Source organism: Alphaproteobacteria bacterium (assembly GCA_023898745.1).
GTDB lineage: Bacteria > Pseudomonadota > Alphaproteobacteria.
The window spans coordinates 441,154-465,971 of record CP060237.1; the positions used below are offsets into that span (position 1 = coordinate 441,154).

General features: G+C 38.4%; 24 protein-coding genes and 1 tRNA gene. 11 read left to right on the top strand and 14 right to left on the bottom strand.

The genetic code is table 11. From position 1 onward, the window contains the following. Nucleotides 1–12 precede the first annotated feature (12 nt). Entirely contained in the window at nucleotides 13–1,098 is a 1,086-nt protein-coding gene (locus H6850_02175) for a coproporphyrinogen III oxidase (protein ID USO02813.1), read from the bottom strand. Nucleotides 1,099–1,288: 190 nt separating this feature from the next. Between H6850_02175 and recR the strand changes: the two genes are divergently transcribed. Both recR and murB read left to right on the top strand, forming a co-directional pair. Continuing rightward, nucleotides 1,289–1,900, top strand: a complete 612-nt coding sequence (gene recR, locus H6850_02180; GenBank protein USO02814.1) for a recombination protein RecR — start codon at nucleotides 1,289–1,291, stop codon at nucleotides 1,898–1,900. Then, the gene (gene murB / locus H6850_02185) at nucleotides 1,900–2,724 is read left to right on the top strand and encodes a UDP-N-acetylmuramate dehydrogenase (protein ID USO02773.1); all 825 of its coding nucleotides are present in this window, start codon (nucleotides 1,900–1,902) and stop codon (nucleotides 2,722–2,724) included. Before recR ends, murB begins: the two co-directional genes overlap by 1 nt. 40 nt (nucleotides 2,725–2,764) lie before the next feature. Here murB and H6850_02190 read toward each other — a convergent pair whose 3' ends face one another. Continuing rightward, entirely contained in the window at nucleotides 2,765–3,559 is a 795-nt protein-coding gene (locus tag H6850_02190) for a ParA family protein (protein ID USO02774.1), read from the bottom strand. 237 nt (nucleotides 3,560–3,796) lie between these two features. Here H6850_02190 and H6850_02195 point away from each other — a divergent pair, with 237 nt between their 5' ends. Further along, the gene (locus H6850_02195) at nucleotides 3,797–4,903 is read left to right on the top strand and encodes a phosphoserine aminotransferase (GenBank protein USO02775.1); all 1,107 of its coding nucleotides are present in this window, start codon (nucleotides 3,797–3,799) and stop codon (nucleotides 4,901–4,903) included. Here H6850_02195 and H6850_02200 read toward each other — a convergent pair. The 4 genes from H6850_02200 to H6850_02215 all read right to left on the bottom strand — a co-directional run bounded on the left by H6850_02200 (nucleotide 4,892) and on the right by H6850_02215 (nucleotide 7,842). Continuing rightward, nucleotides 4,892–5,278: a hypothetical protein gene (locus H6850_02200; protein ID USO02776.1), complete on the bottom strand. Its 387-nt coding sequence runs from the start codon at nucleotides 5,276–5,278 to the stop codon at nucleotides 4,892–4,894. The two genes, H6850_02195 and H6850_02200, sit on opposite strands and share 12 nt — an antisense overlap. A 54-nt stretch (nucleotides 5,279–5,332) precedes the next feature. Next, a complete protein-coding gene (locus H6850_02205; protein ID USO02777.1) occupies nucleotides 5,333–5,863 on the bottom strand; it encodes a hypothetical protein in 531 nt (176 codons plus the stop codon). A 161-nt stretch (nucleotides 5,864–6,024) separates the two neighbouring features. Then, nucleotides 6,025–6,354 carry a YbaB/EbfC family nucleoid-associated protein gene (locus H6850_02210; GenBank protein USO02778.1) on the bottom strand — a complete coding sequence of 110 codons (330 nt, stop codon included), beginning with the start codon at nucleotides 6,352–6,354 and terminating at the stop codon, nucleotides 6,025–6,027. Nucleotides 6,355–6,525: 171 nt separating this feature from the next. After that, the gene (locus H6850_02215; protein ID USO02779.1) at nucleotides 6,526–7,842 is read right to left on the bottom strand and encodes a hypothetical protein; all 1,317 of its coding nucleotides are present in this window, start codon (nucleotides 7,840–7,842) and stop codon (nucleotides 6,526–6,528) included. 322 nt (nucleotides 7,843–8,164) lie between these two features. Between H6850_02215 and H6850_02220 the strand changes: the two genes are divergently transcribed. Continuing rightward, nucleotides 8,165–8,917: a phage major capsid protein gene (locus H6850_02220; GenBank protein ID USO02780.1), complete on the top strand. Its 753-nt coding sequence runs from the start codon at nucleotides 8,165–8,167 to the stop codon at nucleotides 8,915–8,917. 78 nt (nucleotides 8,918–8,995) lie between these two features. Here the strand turns inward: H6850_02220 and H6850_02225 are convergent, their stop codons facing one another. From H6850_02225 to H6850_02235, 3 genes are all read right to left on the bottom strand, one after another. Further along, nucleotides 8,996–11,026, bottom strand: coding sequence for a tetratricopeptide repeat protein (locus H6850_02225; GenBank protein ID USO02781.1), 2,031 nt, complete (start codon nucleotides 11,024–11,026; stop codon nucleotides 8,996–8,998). 52 nt (nucleotides 11,027–11,078) lie between these two features. After that, nucleotides 11,079–11,534: a tRNA (cytidine(34)-2'-O)-methyltransferase gene (locus H6850_02230; GenBank protein USO02782.1), complete on the bottom strand. Its 456-nt coding sequence runs from the start codon at nucleotides 11,532–11,534 to the stop codon at nucleotides 11,079–11,081. 96 nt (nucleotides 11,535–11,630) lie between these two features. After that, nucleotides 11,631–13,010 (bottom strand): porin, encoded by a 1,380-nt coding sequence (locus H6850_02235; GenBank protein ID USO02783.1) that lies wholly within the window; start codon nucleotides 13,008–13,010, stop codon nucleotides 11,631–11,633. 159 nt (nucleotides 13,011–13,169) lie between these two features. Between H6850_02235 and H6850_02240 the strand changes: the two genes are divergently transcribed. Beyond that, entirely contained in the window at nucleotides 13,170–13,688 is a 519-nt protein-coding gene (locus H6850_02240) for a type II secretion system protein (GenBank protein ID USO02784.1), read from the top strand. A 104-nt stretch (nucleotides 13,689–13,792) separates the two neighbouring features. Here H6850_02240 and H6850_02245 read toward each other — a convergent pair. Further along, nucleotides 13,793–13,881: transfer RNA gene (locus tag H6850_02245), tRNA-Ser, on the bottom strand. Between the two features lie 199 nt (nucleotides 13,882–14,080). Between H6850_02245 and H6850_02250 the strand changes: the two genes are divergently transcribed. Together H6850_02250 and H6850_02255 are read left to right on the top strand one after the other, a co-directional pair. Further along, entirely contained in the window at nucleotides 14,081–15,175 is a 1,095-nt protein-coding gene (locus tag H6850_02250; GenBank protein ID USO02785.1) for a hypothetical protein, read from the top strand. A gap of 142 nt (nucleotides 15,176–15,317) precedes the next feature. Then, nucleotides 15,318–16,682 (top strand): sodium:solute symporter family protein, encoded by a 1,365-nt coding sequence (locus H6850_02255; protein ID USO02786.1) that lies wholly within the window; start codon nucleotides 15,318–15,320, stop codon nucleotides 16,680–16,682. 254 nt (nucleotides 16,683–16,936) lie between these two features. Here H6850_02255 and H6850_02260 read toward each other — a convergent pair whose 3' ends face one another. Further along, nucleotides 16,937–17,260 (bottom strand): hypothetical protein, encoded by a 324-nt coding sequence (locus H6850_02260; protein ID USO02787.1) that lies wholly within the window; start codon nucleotides 17,258–17,260, stop codon nucleotides 16,937–16,939. A gap of 675 nt (nucleotides 17,261–17,935) precedes the next feature. On the opposite strand from H6850_02260, the gene H6850_02265 reads away from it, so the two are divergent. Then, complete coding sequence (locus tag H6850_02265) at nucleotides 17,936–19,432, top strand: hypothetical protein (protein USO02788.1); 1,497 nt, start codon at nucleotides 17,936–17,938, stop codon at nucleotides 19,430–19,432. Between the two features lie 252 nt (nucleotides 19,433–19,684). Beyond that, complete coding sequence (xth, locus tag H6850_02270) at nucleotides 19,685–20,440, top strand: exodeoxyribonuclease III (GenBank protein USO02789.1); 756 nt, start codon at nucleotides 19,685–19,687, stop codon at nucleotides 20,438–20,440. Between the two features lie 190 nt (nucleotides 20,441–20,630). Here the strand turns inward: xth and H6850_02275 are convergent, their stop codons facing one another. Both H6850_02275 and H6850_02280 read right to left on the bottom strand, forming a co-directional pair. After that, nucleotides 20,631–21,986 carry an MBL fold metallo-hydrolase gene (locus tag H6850_02275; GenBank protein ID USO02790.1) on the bottom strand — a complete coding sequence of 452 codons (1,356 nt, stop codon included), beginning with the start codon at nucleotides 21,984–21,986 and terminating at the stop codon, nucleotides 20,631–20,633. A 143-nt stretch (nucleotides 21,987–22,129) separates the two neighbouring features. Continuing rightward, complete coding sequence (locus H6850_02280; protein USO02791.1) at nucleotides 22,130–23,110, bottom strand: hypothetical protein; 981 nt, start codon at nucleotides 23,108–23,110, stop codon at nucleotides 22,130–22,132. A gap of 209 nt (nucleotides 23,111–23,319) precedes the next feature. On the opposite strand from H6850_02280, the gene H6850_02285 reads away from it, so the two are divergent. Then, nucleotides 23,320–23,760: a hypothetical protein gene (locus tag H6850_02285; GenBank protein ID USO02792.1), complete on the top strand. Its 441-nt coding sequence runs from the start codon at nucleotides 23,320–23,322 to the stop codon at nucleotides 23,758–23,760. Nucleotides 23,761–23,803: 43 nt separating this feature from the next. Here the strand turns inward: H6850_02285 and H6850_02290 are convergent, their stop codons facing one another. Continuing rightward, the gene (locus H6850_02290) at nucleotides 23,804–24,112 is read right to left on the bottom strand and encodes a hypothetical protein (GenBank protein USO02793.1); all 309 of its coding nucleotides are present in this window, start codon (nucleotides 24,110–24,112) and stop codon (nucleotides 23,804–23,806) included. Nucleotides 24,113–24,360: 248 nt separating this feature from the next. Here H6850_02290 and ssb point away from each other — a divergent pair, with 248 nt between their 5' ends. Further along, nucleotides 24,361–24,798 carry a single-stranded DNA-binding protein gene (ssb, locus tag H6850_02295; GenBank protein USO02794.1) on the top strand — a complete coding sequence of 146 codons (438 nt, stop codon included), beginning with the start codon at nucleotides 24,361–24,363 and terminating at the stop codon, nucleotides 24,796–24,798. The last annotated feature ends 20 nt before the right edge of the window (nucleotides 24,799–24,818 follow it).

Sequence of the window (24,818 nt, forward strand, 5' to 3'; positions counted from 1 at the left end):
GCCATGACGAGACTACAGGATATGTCGTAAAATCCCATTCAACTTCAAAAACCCATCTTCTGTAGCGCTCAAAAATCCATCTTTTAATTGAAGTAATCCTAAATTAATGAGCTGTTGTAATTTTTGCGTGATTTCAAAATCTACAGCAATGCCTTTTTTTAACCGCAATCCCATCATCAATTTTTCCATCACTACATCCTCAATTTTTGTGCGCTGCTCTTTTAATGTTTCTAGCCAAATAGCAGGGGATTTGATTTGCTCTATGCCCCATTTTTCTCCATCAATCGTAAGGCGGCTATGTGCGCCAGGGCCTATGCCAAGATAATCGCCATAGTTCCAATAAGTTAAGTTATGTTGCGACTCATAACCTGGTTTTGCATAGTTAGAAACTTCATATTGTTGCAGGCCGTGTTCCGCAGCTTTTTCAGCTGTTAAGAGATATTGCTCTGTTGAAATTTCATCATTTGGTAGATGAAAATATCCTTTTTTATGCTGCTGATAAAATGGTGTATTTTCTTCAATAGTTAGCTGATATAAGGATAAATGTTTTGTGCCATATGAGAGCGCTTGCTCCAATTCTTTTGACCACTCATCCACAGTTTGACCAGGACGCGAATAGATCAAATCAAACGAAACGCTCTCAAAAATAGACACACCTGTTTCTAAACCTTTCAAGGCATCCGCAGCGGAATGTGTGCGACCAAGAAATTTGAGGTCTTTATCATTTAACGCCTGAATGCCAATAGAAATTCGATTCACACCTGCATCTTTAAAGTTCTTAAATTTCTGCATTTCTATGCTTGTTGGATTTGCTTCTAATGTGATTTCAACATCAGAATTTGGTGCAAGTTTATCAATAAGCTCCCTCACCACAAATGGCTCCATTAAAGAAGGAGTGCCACCACCAAAAAATATGCTCTTGATAGGTCTTTTTAATGAGTCGCGATAATTGCGCATTTGTTGTAAGTACATTTCGAGCCATTCATTGTGATCAATTGTTTTAGCAACATGTGAATTGAAATCACAATAGGGGCATTTTGAAAGGCAAAATGGCCAGTGAATGTAGATGCTGAGAGGATTATGAATGGTTATGGGGATTTTCTTATTAAGGTAGCATAGTTATTGGATCCCGTCATCACAAAGGACTTAGTTCCGTGGTAATCCACAATAGATTGCCACGTTCTCTTCAAGAATTCGCAATGACGAGACTCTACAGATCGTCATCACGAGGAGCGCAGCGACGTGGTGATCCATGGATGGCCACGCAGCTAAACACATGCTATTCTAGATAAAAAGCACTAAAGACAAAATCATATTCGAAAAACTTACGTCTGTCTTAGAAAAACTTCCAGGTTTTGGCCCAAAATCTGCTAGACGGATCATTTTGCATTTGATTAAACATAAAAAAGAGCTTTTACATCCTATGATTGAAAGTTTGCAAGATGTTTCAGAGAATATCAAAGAATGCAGTATGTGTTTTGCGTTGGATACACATTCACCTTGCAAAATTTGCACAAACTCAACACGTGATAGAGAGATTTTGTGTGTTGTGGCAGATGTGATTGATATGTGGGCCATTGAACGAACTGGATCTTTCAATGGTGTATATCATGTTTTGGGTGGAATCTTGTCTGCTGTATCTGGATATAATCCATCTGTTTTAAAGTTTGATCAATTGTTTGATCGTGTCAGAGGTGGTGCATTTAAAGAAATTATTATTGCATTAAATCCAACAATTGATGGACAAACAACCGTGATTTATTTGACCAATGAGCTCAAAAAATATCCTGCGAAAATCACAACCTTAGCAAACGGTATTCCCATTGGTGGGGAGTTGGATTATGTGGATAATGGTACAATCAAAATGGCATTTTCTAAGCGATGGGAGATTGCGTCGTAATGGATAAAGTCACCACATGGTTCAACACACCAGCAAAAGCGACACAATTAGCAAAGCCAAAAACGCTGGATGAATTGCGTAAAGTAGATTTTTCACAACCTTATTTTTGTATTGGCGCAGGCTCAAATACGTTGATACGTGATGGTGGGTATCAAGGAACAGTGATTAAGTTAGCAGGTGAATTTGCAAAGTTTCAAAAAATTGATGATACCAAAGTGAAAGTTGGTGCAGGCTGTGCAAATCGAATAGCTGTTCAAAAGTGTGTGGAAAATGAGCTATCAGGATTAGAATTCTTAGTTGGAATTCCTGGCACAATTGGTGGTGCAATTTTTATGAATGCTGGAGCGCTTTCAGATGAAACCAAAGATGTATTGGTGGAGTGCGAAATTATGACGCCAGATGGTCAAGTTCATATAATTAAGGATTTTGGTATGACATATCGAAAAGGTAATATCCGCAAAGATGCAATTATTTTGAATGGAACATTTCAGTTAAAGCATAAATCAAAATTTGAAATTGAATCCAAAGTTCATGAGTTTTTGGCGCATAGGGCAGAGGCGCAACCTGTAAAAGGGCGTACAGGTGGCTCGACCTTTAAAAATCCGGAAGGACATAAGGCGTGGGAGTTGATTGACGCTGTAGGTTTGCGTGGATATCGTATTGGTGATGCAGAATTTTCCCCCAAGCATTGTAACTTTATTATGAATGTTGGACATGCAACAGCCCAAGACATTGAAAAATTAGGAGAGTTAGCTCGTGAGCGTGTGCGTGAAAAGTTTGGGATTGAGTTGGAGTGGGAAATTCAGCGGGTAGGGCAAGGATAGCTTGTCATTGCGAGCGCTCTTTAGAGCGCGTGGCAATCTATTATAGATCACCACGGGACTGCGTCCCTCGTGATGACGCTCTATTAGAGTGACTATACTCTCCAAAAAACAACTCCTTGGTTGACTGCAAGTAAGCCTCAGCAGCGGCGCAATTCAAATCATACAGGATAATTGGCTCACCCATAGAATTAGACTCAACAACTTTAGAGTTTCGCGGGATCATATTTTGACAAATCCGATAATGCACTTTGCTTTTTAACTTTTCTAGCATTTGTTTTGAGAACTTAGAGCGCGCATCTAGCATAGTTGGCAGAATGCCTCGCACATTGATAGATTTATTAAATTTACGTTCTACTTTTTTGATGATCGAAATTAAGGTAATCAAACCGTTTAAAGCAAAAAATTCGCACTGCAAAGGAATCACAATACTTGTGGAAGATACAATTGCCATAACCATTAAAACACCAAGCGAAGGTGGGCAATCAATTAGAATGTAGTCATAAGGTTTTTCAATTTTATCAAAATATGGTTTAAGATTTTGAAAAGCTTCTGCATCCATGCCAGATAAATGCATAGAGGAAGGGAGAATATCGATATTCGGGAGATAGGTCCTGTGTATAATCGTGTTGATATCAACGTTTTTTGCAACGCAGTCATAGATGGATTGAGACATCGTTGGAACCCGCAAACCAGAAGATAGATTGCCTTGCGCGTCTAAATCCACAAGCAAAACGCGCTTCCCCATGGCTGCCAAGATGGCGCCAAAGTTAATGACACAAGTTGTTTTGCCTACGCCGCCTTTGTGATTTACGAATGCGATAACTTCTGTGCTCACGTCTTGTTTTTCATCTCAGACCGTCATCACGAGGAGCTTCGCTCCGCGGTGATCCATTATGAATGACCACGCTTCGCTCGCCATGACGACATCTTCCTGCAGGGTGTCTTATAATGCTTCATTTTAAAACATTTTCATAAAAAATTATAGAGCTTTAATGTTTTTCTTCACAACAGCAGCTTACAACATTCATATTGATTTGTTACACTGAAGTAGTTTTAAGAAGCTCATTATGCTATGAAATTCCTACGCCAAAAAAAAAGTCTATATTTTAGTTCTGGACCAACAAAAAAACCTTATGCAATTTCTCTTTTTAATAATATCTTTTATCAAAGTCGTGAGACCTTTGGACGTAGTCATCGATCAAGTTATTGGTCAGATCGTACCAAAGAAATTGTTGCAGATATTCGAAAGAAGCTCCACATTCCAGAGGATTATAAGGTTGCTTTGGTCGCAGGGTCAGCAACAGGTGCTATGGAAATGTTGTTATGGAATTTGATTGGACATAAGACAGTTGATATTTTTTCTTGTGATGCATACAGTGGTATTTGGCGTGATGATATTATAACGCAGCTGAAGATTAAAACATATAATGATTATAGTGAGAAGCCTGGTTTTTCTCCTGACTACAAAAAATATAATCCGAACCATGACTGCACATTTTGTTATGTTTATACAGCTAATGGTGTTCAAGTGCCAGATTTAAATTGGATTCCGTCAACGCGTAAAGGTCTGACCATTTGTGATGCAACGACAGGTGTATTTTGTTATGATATTGATTGGAAAAAGCTTGATGCAACGGGATTTTCTTTTCAAAAAGGTCTTGGCGCTGAAGCAGGCATTGGTATGATTGTGCTATCAAAGAGGGCGCAAAAGCGATTGGAAAATTTCGTTCCAAAAGATCGTCCTATGCCTTATTTGTTTGATTTAAGAAAACACACAAAAGTGTTTGATGCGCATGTCATCAACACACAATCAACTATGGTTTTAGAAGATCTTAAGCGGTCTTTAGATGCATTGCCAGATGATTATGCAGATCGCGTGACACGTAATTTCCAGATCATTAGAAAATGGGTTGCCGCCAGAAAAGAATTGAAATTTTTATCACAGGATATGAAAACAACGTCTCGTGCCGCGCCTTGCGTGACAGTAAAGCATTTTTCGACACGCGATGATTATTTGGTTGTTTCAAAATTATTAGAAAAAAAAGGTCTTGTGTATGATATCATCGGCAATCATTTTGCTCCACCATGTTTTCGTTTTTGGTGCGGTCCGCATATTGAGAAAGAAGAACTAGAGCGGTTAACGCAGATTTTGGATGATGCACTTTCTTTAGAAGTGTGAGATTTGTCCGGCTTCTATCATTATTATCATTTGATCAAGATGCTCCACTCGCTTAATATTTACTTTGAAGTGTTCTTGCAAGATTTTTAAAGTTGAAAGAAATTTCTCAACTTTTATTGTTGGATTGCTTAGCTCGTCTACAAACATTCTTAAACCTACGTCCTCAATAAACTTTTCATGAGCCAGCATATCACTTATAAATTGAGGGAAAATCAAAGATGTTCTTCCTCTTTTTGGAAAAAGTATATAAAAATTTTCCGCCGCTGCATTTAAAGTTTCCCTCAAAGATTCATTTTTTGCTTCTATGTACTTAGGTGTTGCGGGGTCAGTTGCTGGATCAGCATCAGTCGTTGCATTTAATAAACATAAAATCATGATATGCCTAACCTTTTTTATATAGTAATGACGTGTAAAATATAAATTATTCTATCAATCAGATTCTAAAAGCTCTAAAAGTTTTGCTAGTTTCGGTGCGGCAACTTTTGCTTTGACAAAATATTCAAGTAATTTTCTCAAATTCTGGACAAGCATTACAGGGGTTGGTTGCTGTGAGATTTCTTCCAAAAGGGGGTTAATCTCATCTAGTTTTAGGCTTGCATTGCAAGCGATCAAACATCTGAGCTCTGTTTTTACTTCTGCATATTCTCTTTGCACATCTTTAATAGGGAATATTTTTTCTCCTATAAGATTCAATGTTCTTGGAGACAGTTCCTCAGCTGTTGCATCATCCAAATCACTGTAATCATCATTATCGACTTTCCTGTCACGCTCTCCAGAACGGTGGCTTAATTGTAAAGCGGTGTGTGTGCTATTGCCGCTTGTTGAGCTGCCGCGACTGTCTGCAGCAAGATATACGTCATCATCCGAGCTGTCATCACTTCTTTTATCGGGAGTTTGAGTTACAACTGGCGTTGCCGCCTCAGGTGCAGTGCTAGCATTTAAAGTAAGGTAAAAAATCATAATATACACCCAATACAATTTGATCTGTTTGATAAGTGTGAGAAGTGTTAATAAATGGTTAAAGTGTAGTGGAGGGCGTCATCACGAGGCGCGTAGCGCCGCGGTGACCCATTAGGGATGGCCACAACCCCTTTGGGGCTTCGCCATGACGGTGCGCTTTCTTAGAGTCCTGGTAGATTCAATCCGCCTGTAACAGAGCTCATGCGTTCTTGCACATGTTTTTCTACGCGATTTTTCGTATCTTTAAACACAACCAAAAGCATATCTTCTAATTCTGTTAAATCAAGTTTTTCCAAAACGTCGTCTGGAACCTTATCTTTCAAAACATCTTTGCTTAGGCGAATGCTAAGTGGATCTAATTTTCCTGACATTGTCATTTCAATCAATCCGCCTGCTGCGTAACCTGTGACTTCATGGCTATCAAGTTCTTTTTGCACTTTTTCCATGCGGCGTTGTAACTCTTGAGCTTGTTGCATAAAACTGTCGTTCATCTGAACCTCCTAATCTTTACATTGCAAAATGAGGCATGGGAGATACTGTAGCCATTCTCCTGATTAATGTTAAAATTCTGTCTTTTTTGGATCAAGCGATGATATATATTTTTAAAAAAATATTTGTTTGGGGATTGTAATGTGAGAAATTAACTTTTTTCTATTACAATTTTATGTATTTTGAAGAATTTGCATAAATTCCTGATATTTTTGAGGATATAATTTTAAGCAAGTTTCTAAATCAGTTTTTAACTGCTGATGAAACTCTTGATAGCTAGGGGTATGAGATTTATATCTTTCGCTGATAACTCCATCGAAAGCCACCCTTGTCATTTTTCGTTGTGCATTTAACTCTATTGAGCGCCTATCTATCTCGCATATTTTTCTGTATATTTGAAGAGCTTTTGTTGGCGCACCCTCATATAGTTTTAAAATTTCTTCTCGCTCTGCTTTTTGTCGCTCTATCATTTCCATATGATCAATTCTTTCTCCGAGTGCTTTTAGCACTTCTTCTTGGAAAGTCCTTCGGTAGCGTTGAGGAAGAAGTGTGATAGATGGATGATCTTCTCTTGCTATGTTGTCGCGAATGGATTTTAACTCGTCTGCAGATTTTAGTGTATCGATATCTAAAGCGCTTAATATTGCGGAACATATAACGTCTTTTTTAAGCTGTTTTGCATTTATAAATCTTCTAACGGTTTCTTCATCTTTAGATTTGACAGCTTGCTCTAATGCTTTAACATCTTTAAATTTCGCATAAAATTCTTCAGTTTTCTGCTTTTGAAACTTTGTTAACATTGCATCTACTTCTTCTCTGATAGCTGTGCGTTTTGATTTTTCCGCTTCTAAAATAGCTTGAAATAAACCGTCTGATTTAATATGGCCACCTATCAACTTAAGAAATTCTGAAGCGTCATCTAGCTCTTTTTCCAATGCCTTTTTGTATCCTTGTATTATATGTTCTTCTGATAGAGCGCCACTTGTTAAGCGTTTTTTGACAGATTCTAAGTCATTTTCTTGAACTGCACAGAAGAAGCGAGTTTCTGGTAGATATCTTTCATAAAAAGTTTTTTCTTCTTCTAATTTTTGAATTTTATAAGCGCAATCACGTTCCGCTTGGTTAGCTCGGGCTTGAGCCTCTCGTCTTTCTGCTTTGCGAAACCGAGCTGTAGCCTGGTGTCGCCACAATTCTTGTACCATTTGCTCTCGATCTCCCCAACGAGCACCAGCCACATCTGGTTCATGATCACTTTCATAAGATTGTGAAATGGAGTGTAATTCTGATCTTTCAGAGTTTATTTTGGTTTCTATTGCTGTTATTTTTTCTCTGAGAATTTTATTACATTCACTTTGGGGCAGTTCATCCATGCGCTTTAAAATTTCACTAGCTCGTTGCTCATCTTTGTGTTGAGATAAAGTTGATAAATCAGCTTGAAATTGCTCAATTGAGTAAGGCATTTCTGTTGCGTTTAAAAAGATGCAAAACATCAGTTTCGGTATAAGACGTTCTAAAGAAGATTCACACACTTATTTTTGAAGGTCAATCTTTCAATGTATATTTAACAGAATAAGTTTAATTTATAGGCTAAAATGTTTGAGTAAAGCCATCTTGCATGTTCAGATAAACTATGAATCTATGATTCATATCGCAAAACATATAGGAGGAAAAAAACATGCCAGTAGAAAAGCCAGAAGCTGATGCAGCAGAATTCAGCGATTTCGCAAGAGGAGTTTCATTAAGTCTATCAACCGGGCAGGATGAAAAGGGTGGCATCTTGTGCCACACCATATCGCAAAACGTTTTCAAACTATGTTGGAAGATATATCGCCTATTCGCAAGGTTGCACGTGTTGAAACAATTTCAACAGATTCATATGAGTTATTAAGTAATGAGCAAGATGCAGATTGCGGATGGGTGCAAGAAACAGAGGAAAGAAGAGTAACCAAATCTCCGATGTTTAAAAAGCAAAAGATTGATGTGCATGAATTGTATGCAAAACCTGTTGTAACTCAGAAGTTATTGGAAGATGCGATGATTGATTTAGAGCCATGGCTGTTAGAACAAATCGCATATAAAATGGCAAAAACAGAAAATGAAGCGTTCACATATGGTGATGGCAATAATAAACCAAAAGGTATCACAACGTATAGCAAAGATTTTTTGAAAATTGATGGCGGTAGAGTGGTTGAATCTTTTATTAAAGCGACCTTATCTTTAAAGCCAAAATATCTAAGAACCGCTTGTTTTGCGATGTCGCGCGCAGCACTTGCTTTGGTTCAAACGCTGAAAGATCCACATACAGGACATTTCTTGTTTCAAAACAGTTTGCAAGAATCTGCGCCTGTGACATTGTTAGGTTATCCGATTGTGATATGTGATGAGTTTGAAAAAGACAATACAATTATCTTTGGGTCATTTTATGAAGGATACCAAATTGTTGATCGTCTCGGATTTTCTTTAATCCGTGACCCATATTCTATGAAACCGTTTGTTGAGTTTTATGCACGGAAGAGAGTGGGTGGTGATGTTGTAGATAAAGAAGCATTTTGTTTGCTTGTGTAAGAAGGGTTGATATCGCACAGAGAGGGGGTTTGGGCTCTAAATTGTTATTTATGGTATGTTCTTTTGCTATGTTACTTCTTAGATTTTTTCTCTGATAATAAGTTGTTCAAGTTTCTGTATTGCATCTCGAACTTCTTTTGCAATATCATTCTGCCCTTTTCTAGACATTCTGTCTCTTTTGTGGGTCTCATGAACAGTTTCACTCTCAATATTTATTCTAGAACCTGCGCCCTGCTTTACAGCAACCGTCCCATCTTTTCCTGCTAAGATGGATTTTAATTTATGCATTTGCTTAAAGTCTTCCAAGGTTAAATTTTTCACTAATTTTTGCCCTAGCTCTAATAATTTATCCCAGGCTCTTTGTTGTATTTCAGGCCTTTCTGAGGATTCATGAGGTATTGTTAAAGAAGTGACGTCTATTAATTTTTTCTCATTCGTTACATGTTGGTGTCTTATCCAATCTGTAAACTGTTCTATATCTCTTGTTATGCCTGTTTCTTTATCTTTTATAATCTCACTTTCCGAGGAGATGAGTAAATCAATAAATAAAATGACATCAAACTTTGACGCATAGGGTGCGTTGTGTTCTGCCTTTCTAGTTGCATATTCAGTAAGAAGAGCCAAGCTGTCCCTATCTCCTGATTTAGCAGATCGGAATAGTAATTCTATGGTTTCATCATCGAAATTATCAGGCATAGATACTTTCAAAGAACTTGCTGCGCGAGCTTGTTTAATTTTAAGGTGCGCAACATTAAATTGGATTGTTGGAGAGGCAGGGTCAGCTTCAAGCGCTTTTCTATAAAAATATGCAGCCTTTTCCAAATCATTTTTTTGTTCATAAACGCATCCGATTTCGTTCATAAAAAACGCTGCATGGAATTCTACGGGAAATTCTTGGTGTAATTTTTCATACGCTAAAAGCATTTCAGTTCGGTTATTTTGCTGCGCTTGGCTTAAGAGCATCACGACAGAATTTTGCTCTTCTAAGGTGTAAGCAAGAATTTCCAGATCAAGCTGATGTTTAAGTAATTTTTCTAATTTGGTTTTTGCGTGATTATATTTTAGGCTTCTAGAAATATATAAGCATAATTGAGACGGTTCAGATGCTTTTTTTACACCAATATTAAACCATTTTCTCGCCTCTGTTATAGATTGAGTAAGAGACATACGGGGCTGCTTCCCCCATTTTGTTTCGTCATATTCAAGGTATTGCACAGTCATAAAAAATGGATCATGTTCTCCTTGCATGCAAAGAGCAAACTTCCATTTCTGGAGTTTATATACTAAAGTTTCTTCTAACTCTAAAACGCCAGTTTTTAGGATGCGCTCTTCAAGTTGTGTTGTGTATTCTTCAATTAAATCTGCAGCACTTTTTTGTGCTAACCTCTCTTCATTGTAAGCCTCTTTGCCCTCATTGATAGCGGGCGAGTCCTTAGAGAATTTTTCTAACAATTCTGGATGGTTTCGATAGATTAATCCAAATTCTCTAACGGCCCACAAGTTTGATTTTAAGACCGCTAGACTGTACATTGTTAGCATGTTTTTAAGGCAAGCGTTGAAGCGTTGATTTGGCAACAAGGTGTATTTATGCTGAAAGAGTTTAGCCTTTAAAATTTGCGCAATAGGGTTTTGCTGACGCGCGTGTTCCTTTAATTTTTCATCGAGTGCGGCGAATTTGCGGTTTATTCTCTCACGCATCTGTTGCTCAAGTTTTTGAGGATTAACTCTAGCATGTACGGTATAAACTTGCGGTTCACTCATTTCTTTTAAAGTTTTAAATAGTTCTAAATATGTTTCAAAGCAATACTTAGCTTGCTGCCCTTGCGCGAGATGCATGGGAATTTTAGATGTATCTAATTGAAAATCTATAGATGCATCCAGCTTTGAATTTTCTTTCATCCACTGAAGAAAAAAAGGCGCTATACAATCTCCTTGTTTTGTATACTGCAATAGATCTTGCGCAATTTTGAGGTATTGGGCTGGTCGAGATTCTTCTTTTTTAGCTTCAAAAAAAGGGGCGGCCAAGTTAATATCTGACCGCGTTTCTAACTCTTCCAATCTTGAGATACAATCCCAAACGTCGGCAATAAGGTTAAAAATAAAGAACATAATCATATAAAAAATAGTCAGTATTTTAATATAGGAATTTATTTTCTTGGATTCAAGATTCTAAACGAAATTGTCTACGATAGCTTGCTGCGCCAATGCCAGCACTTACGGCTAGATTTAAAGATCGGTCGTTGATAGGAATGCGAACAACCTCTTGACAAGCATCCATAATGCTTTGCGGTACACCCGTGCTTTCTTTTCCAAAAAGCAGTATGTCAGTTTTGCGAAAACGAAAATCGTAAAGTGAAGTCTTGCCACTGGTATCAAATAACACAATGCGATCTTTTTTCTTCTGTGTGAAATCATGAAAATCTTGATGATGTTCGATTTTCGCTCTGGCAACATAATCCATACCAGCGCGTTTAAGTTGCGCATCTGAAAAAATAAATCCTAAAGGGTGAATGAGATCAATACTCATATCAAAACATTGCGCGAGACGGATAATTGTTCCGACGTTTTGTGCGATTTCAGGTTGATAGAGGGCAATAGAGCCGATGGGAGTCGTCATAGCGAGACCTCGAAGAGGGTGTCGTGGCTATCCATGAATGGCCACAGCGCTAACGCGCTTCGCCATGACGGCGCTTTAATCCCCTTAGTCATAAAATTAAAGCTCCAAACGGAAGCCTGTTGCAATGACGTAATTTGTTTTTCTATCTTTTTCTTCTTTTAGTCCTTCATGACTCCAAACAGCATTGCCTTCTGTATACCAAGTCAGACTTTCTCTCATTTGGTAAGCGTATCCTACTGTTCCAATTTTCAATGTGTCTGGTTTATCACCATCTTCTTTTTGTGCTGTTTTCTTCCAGGATGTTTGATATCCTAAACCTAAGCGATGCTTTGAATTCACTTGCCATGCAAGGCTCATGCTAAGAGATTTACCAGCCGTTGCTTTGCTTTCTGTAAAGTCTTTTTTAGCACCTTCTAGATAGCCAAGTTTTTTGTCTAACATAGGTAATTTGGAATCGCGACCATCCATCCACTCTACAGCGAAAGAAACGCACTTATATCCAATAAGGCCACTGAGCATGTAAGCTGCTGTTCCTGAATAGTCCTGTTTTCTTTTTTGTTCTACATCGTCTTGAAAAGTTCCTGTAATTTTAGTTCCTGCTGGTAGTTTTTCTTTGCCTACCGTAACGTCGCTTTTTACTTTAAATTCACGGTCTTTGTCTGCTTTATCTTTATAAGTCACATTCATTTGACTGTCACTGCTATAAATACCAGCTGCTGCTGCTTTCAAGTTCCAATCGCCAGATTTTTTGCCCCACATCAAAAGTGCAGTCACATAGTTTGTTCCAATGTCATTTCTTCTACCTTGTTTCGCAAAAGAGCTTTCTGTTGGTGCATAGCTCAAACCAACCTTAAAACCCTTATACTCAGGTGAAATATAGTTCACTTTCATAGAATATCCTGTTTGTCCAACAAGATCATTTGCTTTGTACCAACGACTTCCTGTGTTGTCTACTGCTGTTCCTAAATCTTCGGCAAAGTGGTGCTCAAGTCCGCCATCAATCCATACAGTCGGCATATTGCCTTGCGCTAATTTTGCATCGCATTCGTTGATAACATCTTTCACTTGTCCAAAGTGGAATGTTCCGTAGTTCTTATTTTCAAATTTTGCATACAATTTATCTACATAAGAAAATATTTTCTTTTCACCTGGTTTGGAAGTGTCGTTAGAAATATCTAATCTCATAACAAAACCGGTATTCCAATCGCTATTATTAGCTTTATAGTTTCCATCAAAGTTTACTTTTGCTTCAGGAATTCCAGTTGCCAGAGCGGGTTTTTGGCGATCATCCGCATTTTCTGGTTTTTTCTGCGTTGCTAGACTTGCTTCTGTTGTCAGAATTCCGCCAATTTTTAATGTTGCTTCACCGTCTTTAAAGGTTTTTTTGCCGCATATAAGGGTTTTCTTTTCTTGTGGTTTGTCAGTTTTTGTCACTGCTCCATTGCTTGCATTTAATAAAAAGTTCCAAAGAATCATCGATATTCTAAGATGTATTACACTACTTTATTATCTCAGCAAATGCGTTAATGATGCAATACCTCTTCTCTGCGTTGAGATGTTGTCATGGCGAGCGAAGCTCCTCGTGATGACGTTAATCTTCATTTAAGTTTTGCTCCTCTAAACTAAAAACAAAAAATGCAAAAATTAAAAGCCTTTTCCCTCATTGAAATCAGTGTGTGCCTCATCATTATGGGTGTTCTTATGTCTATGGTTTTATCCACATCCAATATCATCCAAAAGCGAATCTATTACCAAAAAGTGTCCGAGGCTTTAAAAAATGCAGAAGCAAATTTGGCAGGATATGTGTATAAATATAAAAAATTTCCTGCACCTGAGGGGCGTGTGGTGCATGAATATGGTGCTGTAAAAGGGGATTTTCCTTCTAAAGAATTTGGACCAACATCCGTTAAGATTGAGTATTACGTGGATGAACGTATTTTGATAGAGAGTGAAGATTTAAGTAGAATTCGAAAATGCAGCGACAATAAAATGAATGATGTAATCCCATCTCATCTTGCGATCGCATTTGTATTAAAACATAAAGATCAAATGACATATATGACATGCTCAGGATTTTTAATGCGCTATTTTAGTCATGTAAAAGAAAATCCTGTTTTCACGCATGTGCCAGGCGCGCCTGTTTTTCAGAAATAATTACACTCCGTCATCCTGAGTGAGCGTAGCGATCGAAGGACCTTCCTGAGGTGGACTCGAGAAGATCCTTCGCCTTCGGCTCAGGATGACGGAAGTATAATCGGCGGAGAGAGAGGGATTCGAACCCTCGATACGGGGAAACCCGTATACACGCTTTCCAGGCGTGCTCCTTCAACCACTCGGACACCTCTCCTTGAGGTTAGTATAGACAAAAAATAGCCCAAGTACACGTATTTTTTTATATGAGGTTGGTTTATAGCAATAGAATGAGGATTATAGACAGGTCGTTATCCCGAATTAGACCCCGTCATCCTGAGATTAACTTGGAAAGATTCTTCGCTACGCTCAGAATGACGGGGTTTGGCTCAGAATGACGAAGTAAGGAAATGTAAATGTTTATTATCAAAGATCCCGTTGTTCTAAGCGCCACACTGTCACAAAAAGAAAATCATCCACCCAAACTGATTATCCAAAAACCTATACATGCGCCTTATAGAGAACATATCGAAATTCTAAGCATGTTTGAAGGCATGTTATCTAATATTATGGTCAAAGATGATATACGGATTTTAGAGTATGTAATGCCATTTCAAAATCCAACTACTGCATCAAAAGAGGTTATGTTTGGCAATCCAGATCATCCCAATTCTCATCTTGAAGATACAGAACATACTTGGCATTTTAATCGTCGCACAAAAAAAGTTGAATTATCGCATATTGTTACAGGGTTACGCACACATAAGATTGAAGGGCCAATTTTACTGTCTCAAACAAAGCGTCCACACAATCTCAAAGCAACAGTAACCGCAAAATGGATTTATGAGCAGAATATTATGATGGATCTCATGCCATATATTGGGCCGCATATTGACACATATACTCCTGTTCATGGATTGCACAGTTCAGAAGAGCTAGAAATCAAAGGTCCATACGATGGCAAAACATATTTGAAAAAGATACGACAAAAAGGACCTTTTTATCATGCAATAAAACATAAAACACCAACAGAGGAATCGTTGGAATATAAGCTGGATTATAAGAGTGATCAAACAGAAGAATTAGTGTTTCATATTGCACAGGCTTATGGAGAAGCATTTTTAGATACGCTAGAAGGGGAAAAATGGAAAGCGCATATCAAGAAGATGTTATTTCGTATGCATTTACTTCAGTGTCGTTGCGAATTCATAACAGTTCAAGTGCCATTTTTAGACGTAACCTTAGATGATGAAATTGTGATGGGAGATAAAAGAGGAAAGGTTGTGGAATATAGTATGACGCCTTTTTTAACTGTGATTACATTTGCTGTACATAAAGATGCGCCTTATGCGTTACGAGAAAGCGCGTTACAGACAGTAAGAGAAGTAAAAGAAAATGCGATTGTTGTGAAAGTGAAAAGTGATGCTGTGGTTCAAGAAGAGTTTTTAGCGCAGAAAGGGTCTGTAAAAGATTTGCCGAGGACGGTGGTTGAAGTCACATCGTCATCCTGAGCCGCAGGCGAAGGATCTTCTAAACAAGCAGAGTATGCCGTAGGAGGTCCTTTCGTCGCTCCGCTCCTCAGGATGACGCATAATGTTGCAATCCATTTATAAATCGTTTAAATTAAATGTGAATTAATTTTTAGATATATTCATGCTATTTGCATTGCTCGGGTTAATCTGTGTTTGTATTTTGGTAGGCATTATTACGAGCCGAAATATTAAGGATCTCAGCGGTTTTACAGTTGTGCCCACAAGTTTTTTTCCTTTAATTTGCACAATTGTTGCATCATTTATCGGTGGTGGATCTATCATTGGAAACATCGAAAAAGGTTTTCATCATGGCATAGCACCTTTAATTGGTTTCTTAGGGTTTCCGCTTCAAATTATATTGGTTGGTATGTTCATTGCGCCAAAACGAATGAAGGCCTTAACAGTTGGAGATATTTTTGAGCAACATTACGGAAAATTTGCAAAAATTTTTGTTGGGGTGATGTGGGTGATTTATAGCTTAGGGATTATTACCGCTATGAGTTATTCTATGGGATTGGTATTGGAACCTTTCATTCCTTTGTCGCGCACGCATTTAACAATCGTGAATGTTGTGACAGTTGTATTTTATTGTTATTTTGGTGGAATAAAAGCGGTTGTTTGGACAGATGTTTTACAGTTCTTGCTGATGATCATTGGCATACCATTGGCACTTTTCTACATTGTTGGAGAATTTGGTGGTATGCATAATTTTATGTTGCATGTCCCAGATCAACATTGGCGTGTTTTGGATAATTATTCTTATGCGAAAGTAACTTGCATTTTCTTAGGATTTTTATTTGGAGATGCTTTAATTCCTCCGATTATTCAAAGAATCAATATGGCGAAATCCAACCGTGAAGCAAGAAATAGTTTTTTTGTCTCAGCTGTGTTTATTGTGATTTTTGCTGCAGTTTCAAATTTGTGGGGCATAGGCCTTGCTGCATCTAATACAGATGTTTCAGGTGGGATTTTAAATAACTTTCTTATGACCACGCCATTTTCCTTAAACGTGCTCATTGTTCTTGGATTGATTGCGGCAATTTTATCCTCAGCTGATAGTTATTTAAATATGGCGGCCGCAACCTTCGTGAATGATATTTTGAAACCTCTTGAAGTTAAAATAGATGACTTAAAAGCAGCGAGATATCTTACAATCACGTTTGGTTGTATCGCGCTTTTCTTTGCTTTATGGGTGAACGCATCAGTATTTGATATGTTGTTATTTATCTATAAATTCTGGGGTCCGATATTTTTAATGCCTTTGATCGGTATATATTTTAATCGCACAATTTCAACATCGCATTTTTATCTGATTGCAGCGTTTACAGTTGCTGTGATGGCAATCTGGGATGTTATGGATATTGAGAGCGCAACAGATATTAGTAGTTTAGTTGTAGGTTTGGGCTTTAATTTCATTGCCTATGTTATCGCAAGGCGCTTCAAAATATATCATCCGTCTTCGCTAATTTTGCGGAGCAAAATTTAACTATGACGAGATGAGAAAATAATTTTTCTGGAGGTTTTAGCGTGCGAAGCAGATACCTCACCGAAACTCAAAGGCGGGCTAAGTCCTTCTTGTGGCGTAAGCTACCAAAACAGTGGTAGATTCTCCAAAACCAAGTCCTGATAAAAGCAGTGTGAGGTACATGATAATAGGATGTGATTTGTGACCATTGAGAGTGATCAATCTCATTAACGCAACGGATGCAGCTAGTCTAATAATTGCGGTTGTTATAGGTGTCATCCCGTAGCCTCATTCTGCTCAGTTTTTCCTGTTAGAAATTCTTGAAGTGTTACACCTCTTTGTGCTTCGAATCCATAGAATACAGCAGGTGCGTATGTTAAAATATCGACCCAAGAGGGGCTGTCATCTCCAAGAACATTTTTATAAGGGGTAAACAAAGGGATTAATACAAAAAAGAATATGTTAGAGAAATTGATGTAACTTAGGATGCGTAACATTCTTAATACACTGTCATCATCAAGAAAAAATAACATCACCACAGGTGTGATCATCACCGCAAATAAAAAGAAATTTAATGGGGCGGATAGGGCGAATTTCATTTTTCTCCGTTGAGTAAGGCGTCATCACGAGGAGCGGAGCGATGGAGTGATCCATGGATGGCCACGATTTTCTTACGAAAATCTCGCTATGACGATGCTCAGAGAATCGTCATCACGAGAGACGAAGTCTCGTGGTGATCATTATGGATGGCCACGCTGCACTCGCCATGACGGCGCGATATTATACCCCTATTATATAAAATATTTCTCAAATTTAAAAGAAAATAAGTTGAAAAGTTGTTTTGATTTTTTTCGTGTGTGTGAAGTGGATAGAGATATGGTATAATTTCGCGCCCTCATGAGGAGCGTGAACTTACCGTCATCACGAGGGGTGTGAACTTACCGTCATCACGAGGGACGAAGTCCCGTGGTGAACCATTATGGATGGCCACGCTACGCTCGCCATGACGGCGTCCGGAAGTCGTCATCACGAGGAACTTCGCTCCGTGGTGATCCATGGATTGCCACGCGTTCTATCGAACGCTCGCAATGACGTGATGACGCGCTCAGAATCGTCATCACGAGGCGCGTAGCGACGTGGTGATCCATTATCCATTATGGATAGTCACGATTTTCTTCGAAAATCTCGCCATGACGATTGTGCAGTTACATCCAACAGTTGTGTTGGTTTTTTTTCTATGCACAAAATAAATATACACGTGTTGTAATTCACTCATGCTTTTATTTCTGCACACGAAGATTCAAGGCCCATTTTTCGCCCTGTATGTGGGTGGTATGTGGAACCGTGCGACGCATGAGTATAAGCGTGAGACGCCGAAGGATACGTATAAGTCGCAGTGGGATGCAGAAGATTTTGTAGATCAATGGATTAGCAGAGAATTGCGAGATAAAGCGACACTAGATTCTATTGAGCTTCCATCTGCAAATGCCTTAAATGCTAAGCGAGCTTCTTTTCAATTAAAAGAGATTCAGCAGGATGTAGCTAATGCGTATGATAAAAGCATAAGTAAATACGACAAAACGACCAACCCAGCCGGTTTTTCGCTTTCAGGAGAGTTATGGGGAGGGGATAAGAGTTCAGAAGGTGCAGATAAATATGGCTATGCTAAAATATACAGACCTTTAGATACAATGACCAACCAATTGGGGGAAGATGCTGAAAAATTGGGATTTGGAGATCCTATAGATGCTAATAACAAACAATATTTTAAAGATATTTTTAAAGACGCAGATGAGGAAAAAGCTAAGGGAAATTTAGGCTACTTTAAAGAAATATTAGATAACGGAATAAGTAAGTTAAATGTTGTTTCGGCTGCTGTTGGAACTGCAATTAATGATGTAGCGCGGGCCTCAAATAGAGATAGAAATATAAGGTTAAAGGGGTTGGTTGATAATGCCTTAGAAGCTTTAAAAAATGCTGACGTGCAGAGACAAAAGCATCTTAAGGCGACAATGGAAAAATATAAAGCATGGCTTACAAAAGAGCTTATGGTATTTTTTGAAGGTGCAAGTCCTTTCATTCCAAAAGGAGGTGATAAGCCTGTCTACAACAGCGAACAAGACGCAAGCAATGCGAAAGAGTGGGTAGAGCAAGAAGGCGCAGCCTACCCAGAAAACAAAATATCTCCCGTATTTGGTGCAAGCATTGGTTATATCAAAAGCTTTTCCGGGCAAGTGTTTGTCGGCATAGAAGTCGCGGCATTTAAGCCCATGTACGCCGTGCATTATAAGTTACAAGTTGAGCAAGATAAGCAAAAAGAGGTTGCGCAAACGAATTACGGTCAGGTAGATGTTGATCTTAAGGTGAATATCAATCCATCATTCATTATTGGAAAAGAGTTGAATCCATACACCAGCGTGTATGCAAAAGTTGGCGGCATGTTCACGCTTATGAATTTGAAGTATAACGTGAGAAATGAACATCCACCATTTATGAAAGAAGATCGCTCCGCATTTACAACAGAGAAGCAATTTGAATTTCCAAAAAAAGATGGAGATCCGTTCTGGTTGATGGGCATATCAGGTGGCTTAGGCGCCATGTTTGTGAATGGTAATGTGATATGGTCGCTGGAATATAACTGCTCTTTTGCGCAACAAGCGGAGATTCGTAAATATGGCACGACAGATGATGATCCACATATTCGTGGGTATGCATATTCGCACTTGGATCATCGTTTGATGATTCGCTGCATGATTATGAAGAGACTATAAGCGCAAGGGGGGGTGCGTCATGGCGAACGCGCCGTAGCGTAAGTGTGGGCGGTGTGGCCCCATAATGGATCACCACGTCGCTGCGCTCCTCGTGATGACGACTTCCGGGCGCCGTCATGGCGAGCGTAGCGTGGCCATCCATAATTTCCTCGTGATGACGGTTTTCGCCACGCATGACGGTCTGTGTGCAAGCGTTGAAAACAGAGTCCACTTCCTTCACAATAAAAACGGCAATAAAAAATACAAAAGCCCATGAAACTTGTGTGCTGGAACGTCAATTCCATCAACGCCCGTCTTCCATTAGTGATCGAGCTAATCAAACAACACAATCCCGATATTTTATTTTTGCAAGAAACAAAATGCGAAGATCAAAATTTTCCTTATGAAGCGCTTGAAGATTTGCATTACAACATCGCCAATACAGGGCAAAAAACTTTTAATGGCGTGGCGATTTTATCCAAAAAGCCATTTGAGGGCGTGGGGATAAAATCATTACCCAATTTTGAGGATGAAAATAAGCGATATCTTGAAGTGATGGTTGATGGTGTGAGTTATATCAATATATATGCTCCACAAGGACAGGATCCTGAAAGTTCACAATATCCGTATAAGTTGAGTTTTTATGATGCTTTATATCAACATCTAGAAACATATATAAAGAAGCAAGTTCCTTTTGTGATTGCAGGTGATTTTAATGTCGCGCTCACAGAAGAAGACACCTCATTTCCAGATGAAAATGGTATTTGTTTTACCATCAAAGAGCGGCAAAAATTAAATCAATTGCTGAACTTAGGATTAATTGATGTGCAGCGATACAAAGAGGTAAGTGGGTATACGTATTTTGATTATCGCAATCGTGGATTTATGAAAAAACAGGGTTGGCGAATCGATTATATTTTGGTGGCGCCTGGCACGTTTAAAGCAATTGAGAAGTTTGAGATTGATGTTGATACGCGTGGGAAAGAAAAGACATCGGATCATGCGCCGATTGTGATGATTGCTGGGTAGTCGTCATGGCGTGCCATCCATCCGTCTTCGCTAATTTTACCAAAGGTAAAATTTAGCTACGACGAGATGATTTATCATCAAGTCGGAGCGTGTGAAGTGGATGTCTCGTCGAAGCTCAAAGAGCGTAGGCGGGCTATCTCAATAGATCACCACGTCGTTTCGCGCCTCGTGATGACGGTTTCCGTGCGTCTCATAATTCAAAACTCTCCAACATCTGTGGATCAATAACCTTCGTATGTGGAAACTGTTTTTCAAGTTTTTTCTTCAGAGAGTTAACAGCTTTCTCATCGCCATGCGTTAAAAATATTTGCTTAGGTTTTTCATGCATTTGATCCACCCAATAAATCAACTCTAAATAATCAGCATGACCTGAGATATGCAGAGTATCAATTTCTAACCTCACCTTATATTCTTGTCCAAAAATTCTCACCTTCTCTTTGCCATCTTGAATGATTCGCCCCAATGTTCCTACGGCCTGATAACCTGTGAATAATAATGTATTTTTAGGATCTTCTATTAATTTACGCAAATGGAATGTTACACGTCCGCCTGAAAGCATGCCGCTAGAGGCAATAATGATGCGGGGACCAGTAAGTTTATCTAATGCCATAGATTGCTCTACACTTCTTGTGTACTCTGCTGTATGGGTTACAACCTTGCAATTTTCATCGCTGCCTATTTTATGTTGGCTTTTGTATTTACACATTAGTTTTGTGACATCTGTTGCCATAGGGCTATCAATAAAGATTGGGATATTTTCAGGTATGCGCTTTTCTTTTTTGAGCTCTGAAAGTAGAAACAAAATACCTTGTGTCCTGCCTACTGCAAAGGCTGGAATAATTAAAACACCTTGCTTTTTGATAACTCTTTTGACCACACGCTCTAGATGAGCTTTTGGATTATCCTCATAATGTGCGCGTTCACCATATGTGGCCTCCATCACTAGAATATCTGTTTTGGGAATAAAGTCTGGGGCGCGCATAAAGAAATCATTAAACCCGCCCAAATCACCAGAGAACGTAAAAATTTTTTGATTGACATGTAGTTGAATCATTGCAGCTCCGAAAATATGACCAGCTGGGATAAAAGAAAAAGTCACATCTTCTGATAACGGAATAACTGTATGGTAATTCATGAGACGAAATTTTGACAATGTCTTTTGTACTTCTTCTTGCGTATAAAGAGGTTGTGCATGAGGATCAATATTTTTTTTTCTTAAAAATTCCGCTTCTTCTCCTTGCAAATCCGCGCTATCCGGCAAGAGAATAGCGCATAACTCAAATGTACCTTCTGTGGAATAAATAGGGCCCTTGAATCCACTTTTCACAAGAGCAGGGAGGTAGCCGCTATGATCAATATGCGCGTGAGTTAATAAAACTGCATCCAAAGTTTCAGGGCTAGGAATGATACCCGCTTTATTCTGCTCTTTTAATTTATAACCCCCTTGAAATAATCCACAATCTACAAGAATGCGCAACTTTTTATGTTCGAGCAAGTATTTTGAACCTGTAACACCCTCAGTCGCGCCTAGAAATGTGAGTTTCATAGAGATAGGATTATTTGGATTTAATGTATTTAACTGGAGGATAGCTTAAAGAAAGGTTAAATTCGTTGAAGAGTCGTCATCACGAGGCGCGAAGCGGCGTGGTGATCCATGGATGACTACGCTGCGCTCACCATAAGATTCTGTTAATAACGATGTTTTTTGGATTTTCTACCAGTAGAGCATTTACCATTGCTACAGTTTGAGAACCAGTTTTTACGTCCTTCATTGTATCCACCTTCACTTGGATAGAATTCATTACCTTCATCGTAGTCGTAATGAGAAGACTTTGGTTTGTGGCATCCTTTGTGGTGAGTATAAAGTCCGCAATCATCAGGATTTTTAGGCGCATCATAACAATGTTCACTTGCGAAGCAGTCTCCTTCTTCATCATGGTCATAACCTTCATGACCCATATGCAAAGGTTCTTTTACCCATTTTTCACCTAAACAATCATCGTAGCATTTTGTGCTGCAAGCGACTTTTTTGCGGTGGTGATGTGATTTTCCTTCATCATATGTATATTCAGGTTGATCATCGCAAGGTGTTTTCCAGCTTTTGAAATGATCTTCACAATCTCTCCATTCGCTCCAAGTTTTCTTTGGGTGTGCTTTTTTCTTATAGCGCCTTGTAGAAATATACTCTTCACCTCTTGCGTAGTGAATTGTGAATTGATAGTCTGTTGCGCATTGTGCCAATAATTGTTTCTCTTCATTAGAAAGGCAACGGTCTTTGATATAAACAACAGTTCCAAACAGGAATTGCTTAAAACATTCTTCAGCATGTAAAATATCTGAAATGCATGCACAGATAGATGCTGGTGGAATGCAGAAGCAATCATTTTTCTTTGCACCAGAGAAAGTTACATGCAAATTGTACTCTAATGCATCTTTCACAATATATATAAAGTGATCAAAAGTTAACGCTTCTTCAGGGCTTACAATAATAAGCGTGCTGTGAGGAGAATACTCATAGTTTGCAGGCACCAAAGCTAGGTTTTGACTCAATGTGTTGATATCTGGCACATTGTATCCTTCGCACCAGGAGTAATCTCTTTTTTCTTCGGACACGATGTAAACACAGAAGAACTTGTTTGGGTCTTGAGCGCTACGTAATCTAAATTGCATGGCAAATAATTCTATATATTTTATTATATTATATCAATATAAAAATATATTTCAATTGTATTTGAAGAAAATTTTTATTTTATTCATAAGGGCATATAGACAAACAGATTGCGCTTTTAATATGAGATATAATGACCGATAAATGGCAAAATAATATGGTTAGCAAACGATTTATTAACCTTTTTTGGCGTGTAATAAGACGAAAGAAAATGGAAAAGGAAGTTAATATGACGCAAGATGTGTTTCAGCATATTTTTTTAGATATGTTTGCAATATTTGAAAAGACATTAAATTATCATTGGAATATAGAATCTAAAAGTTTTCGTGGGCTACACAAACTGCTTGATGAGCAGTACCATGATCTGTTAGAGCAAATCGATGAGTTTGCCGAATATATAAGAGCGAAAAAGAAACGCAAAATTAGAATGCACTGCGCTTTAATGTGTAAAGAGCATATGACGCCTATAGAGCCTGATTTTAAAGATATGGAAATGGTGAATGATCTTGTGAAAAATCATGAGCTATTTGTTATGTATATGAAAAAAGAAGTAGATGCTATGACAGATCTTGTAGATCAGGATGTATTGGTTGGACTGATTAAGTCTCATGAGAAGATGGCATGGATGCTGCGGAGTTTTTTGACATCGTAATCCTGAACCTATAAATACAGGGTCTTGCAAAATTAGCAGAGTATTATAAAGATGTTTTTTGAGTTTCTTCCCACATGTGTTGCGCTACATTTGCTAACTGCTCACGAAGGTCTTTCAATGCTTTTATATAAATTTCTGCTTGTTTAATGTATTGTGTCGCTTTTTCAGGATCTTGCTCTGCATCGGCAAGAGTTTGCGCACATATGAATTTATAGAAATATGCAGTTTGTAAATGACGATTCGCAAGATGCGGATTTTGCACTGTCGTTGCACGCTGCTCTGATTGTGATGCTAAATTCTCAAAAGATTCAGCGCAGTCTGATGCAGAAAGATATAAACAACAAAATATCATATTTTTAACCTCGTGTAATATAAAATTATTCTTTCTAGTAATCTTATATAGCAAATTCCCTAAATAATACAAGAGATCGACTTTAGGTGCATAAAATGAAAAGGGTTGCTATAAAAAGATCCTTCTTCGCTTTGTGGCTTAGGATGACGTTTTAAAATCAACAAATTCGGAATTTATCCTAAAATTAACTATATTTTAAGAATTAATTTGTTTAAAATGGGCAAAGAGAAGATTTAGCATAAGATTTAATGGCAGGCTCGTTGAACAAAGTGACGCTCATTGGGAATTTGGGTTCAGACCCTGAAGTGAGGGCAACAAACGATGGAAAGAAAGTTGCAAATTTAAGAATTGCAACATCGGAGAGATGGAAAGACAAAGTCACAGGGGAAAAGCAGGAGAAGACAGAGTGGCACCGTGTTGTAGTCTTTAACGCTCCATTAGTTGATATCATTGAAAAATATCTCAAAAAAGGTTCTAAGGTATTTATCGAGGGCCAGCTACAAACGCGTAAATGGGTTGATCAAGACAATAAAGAGCGATATACAACTGAGGTCGTTTTGTCTGGTTTCAATGGTCAAATGATTATGCTATCTCCGACCGTCACAGCTGGTGGTCAGGCTATGGCTGTAGGTAATGGTCCAGACGATTCTATGTCTCAACTCATTGAGGATGATATACCATTTTAATTAGATAGCTAGAGATCAGG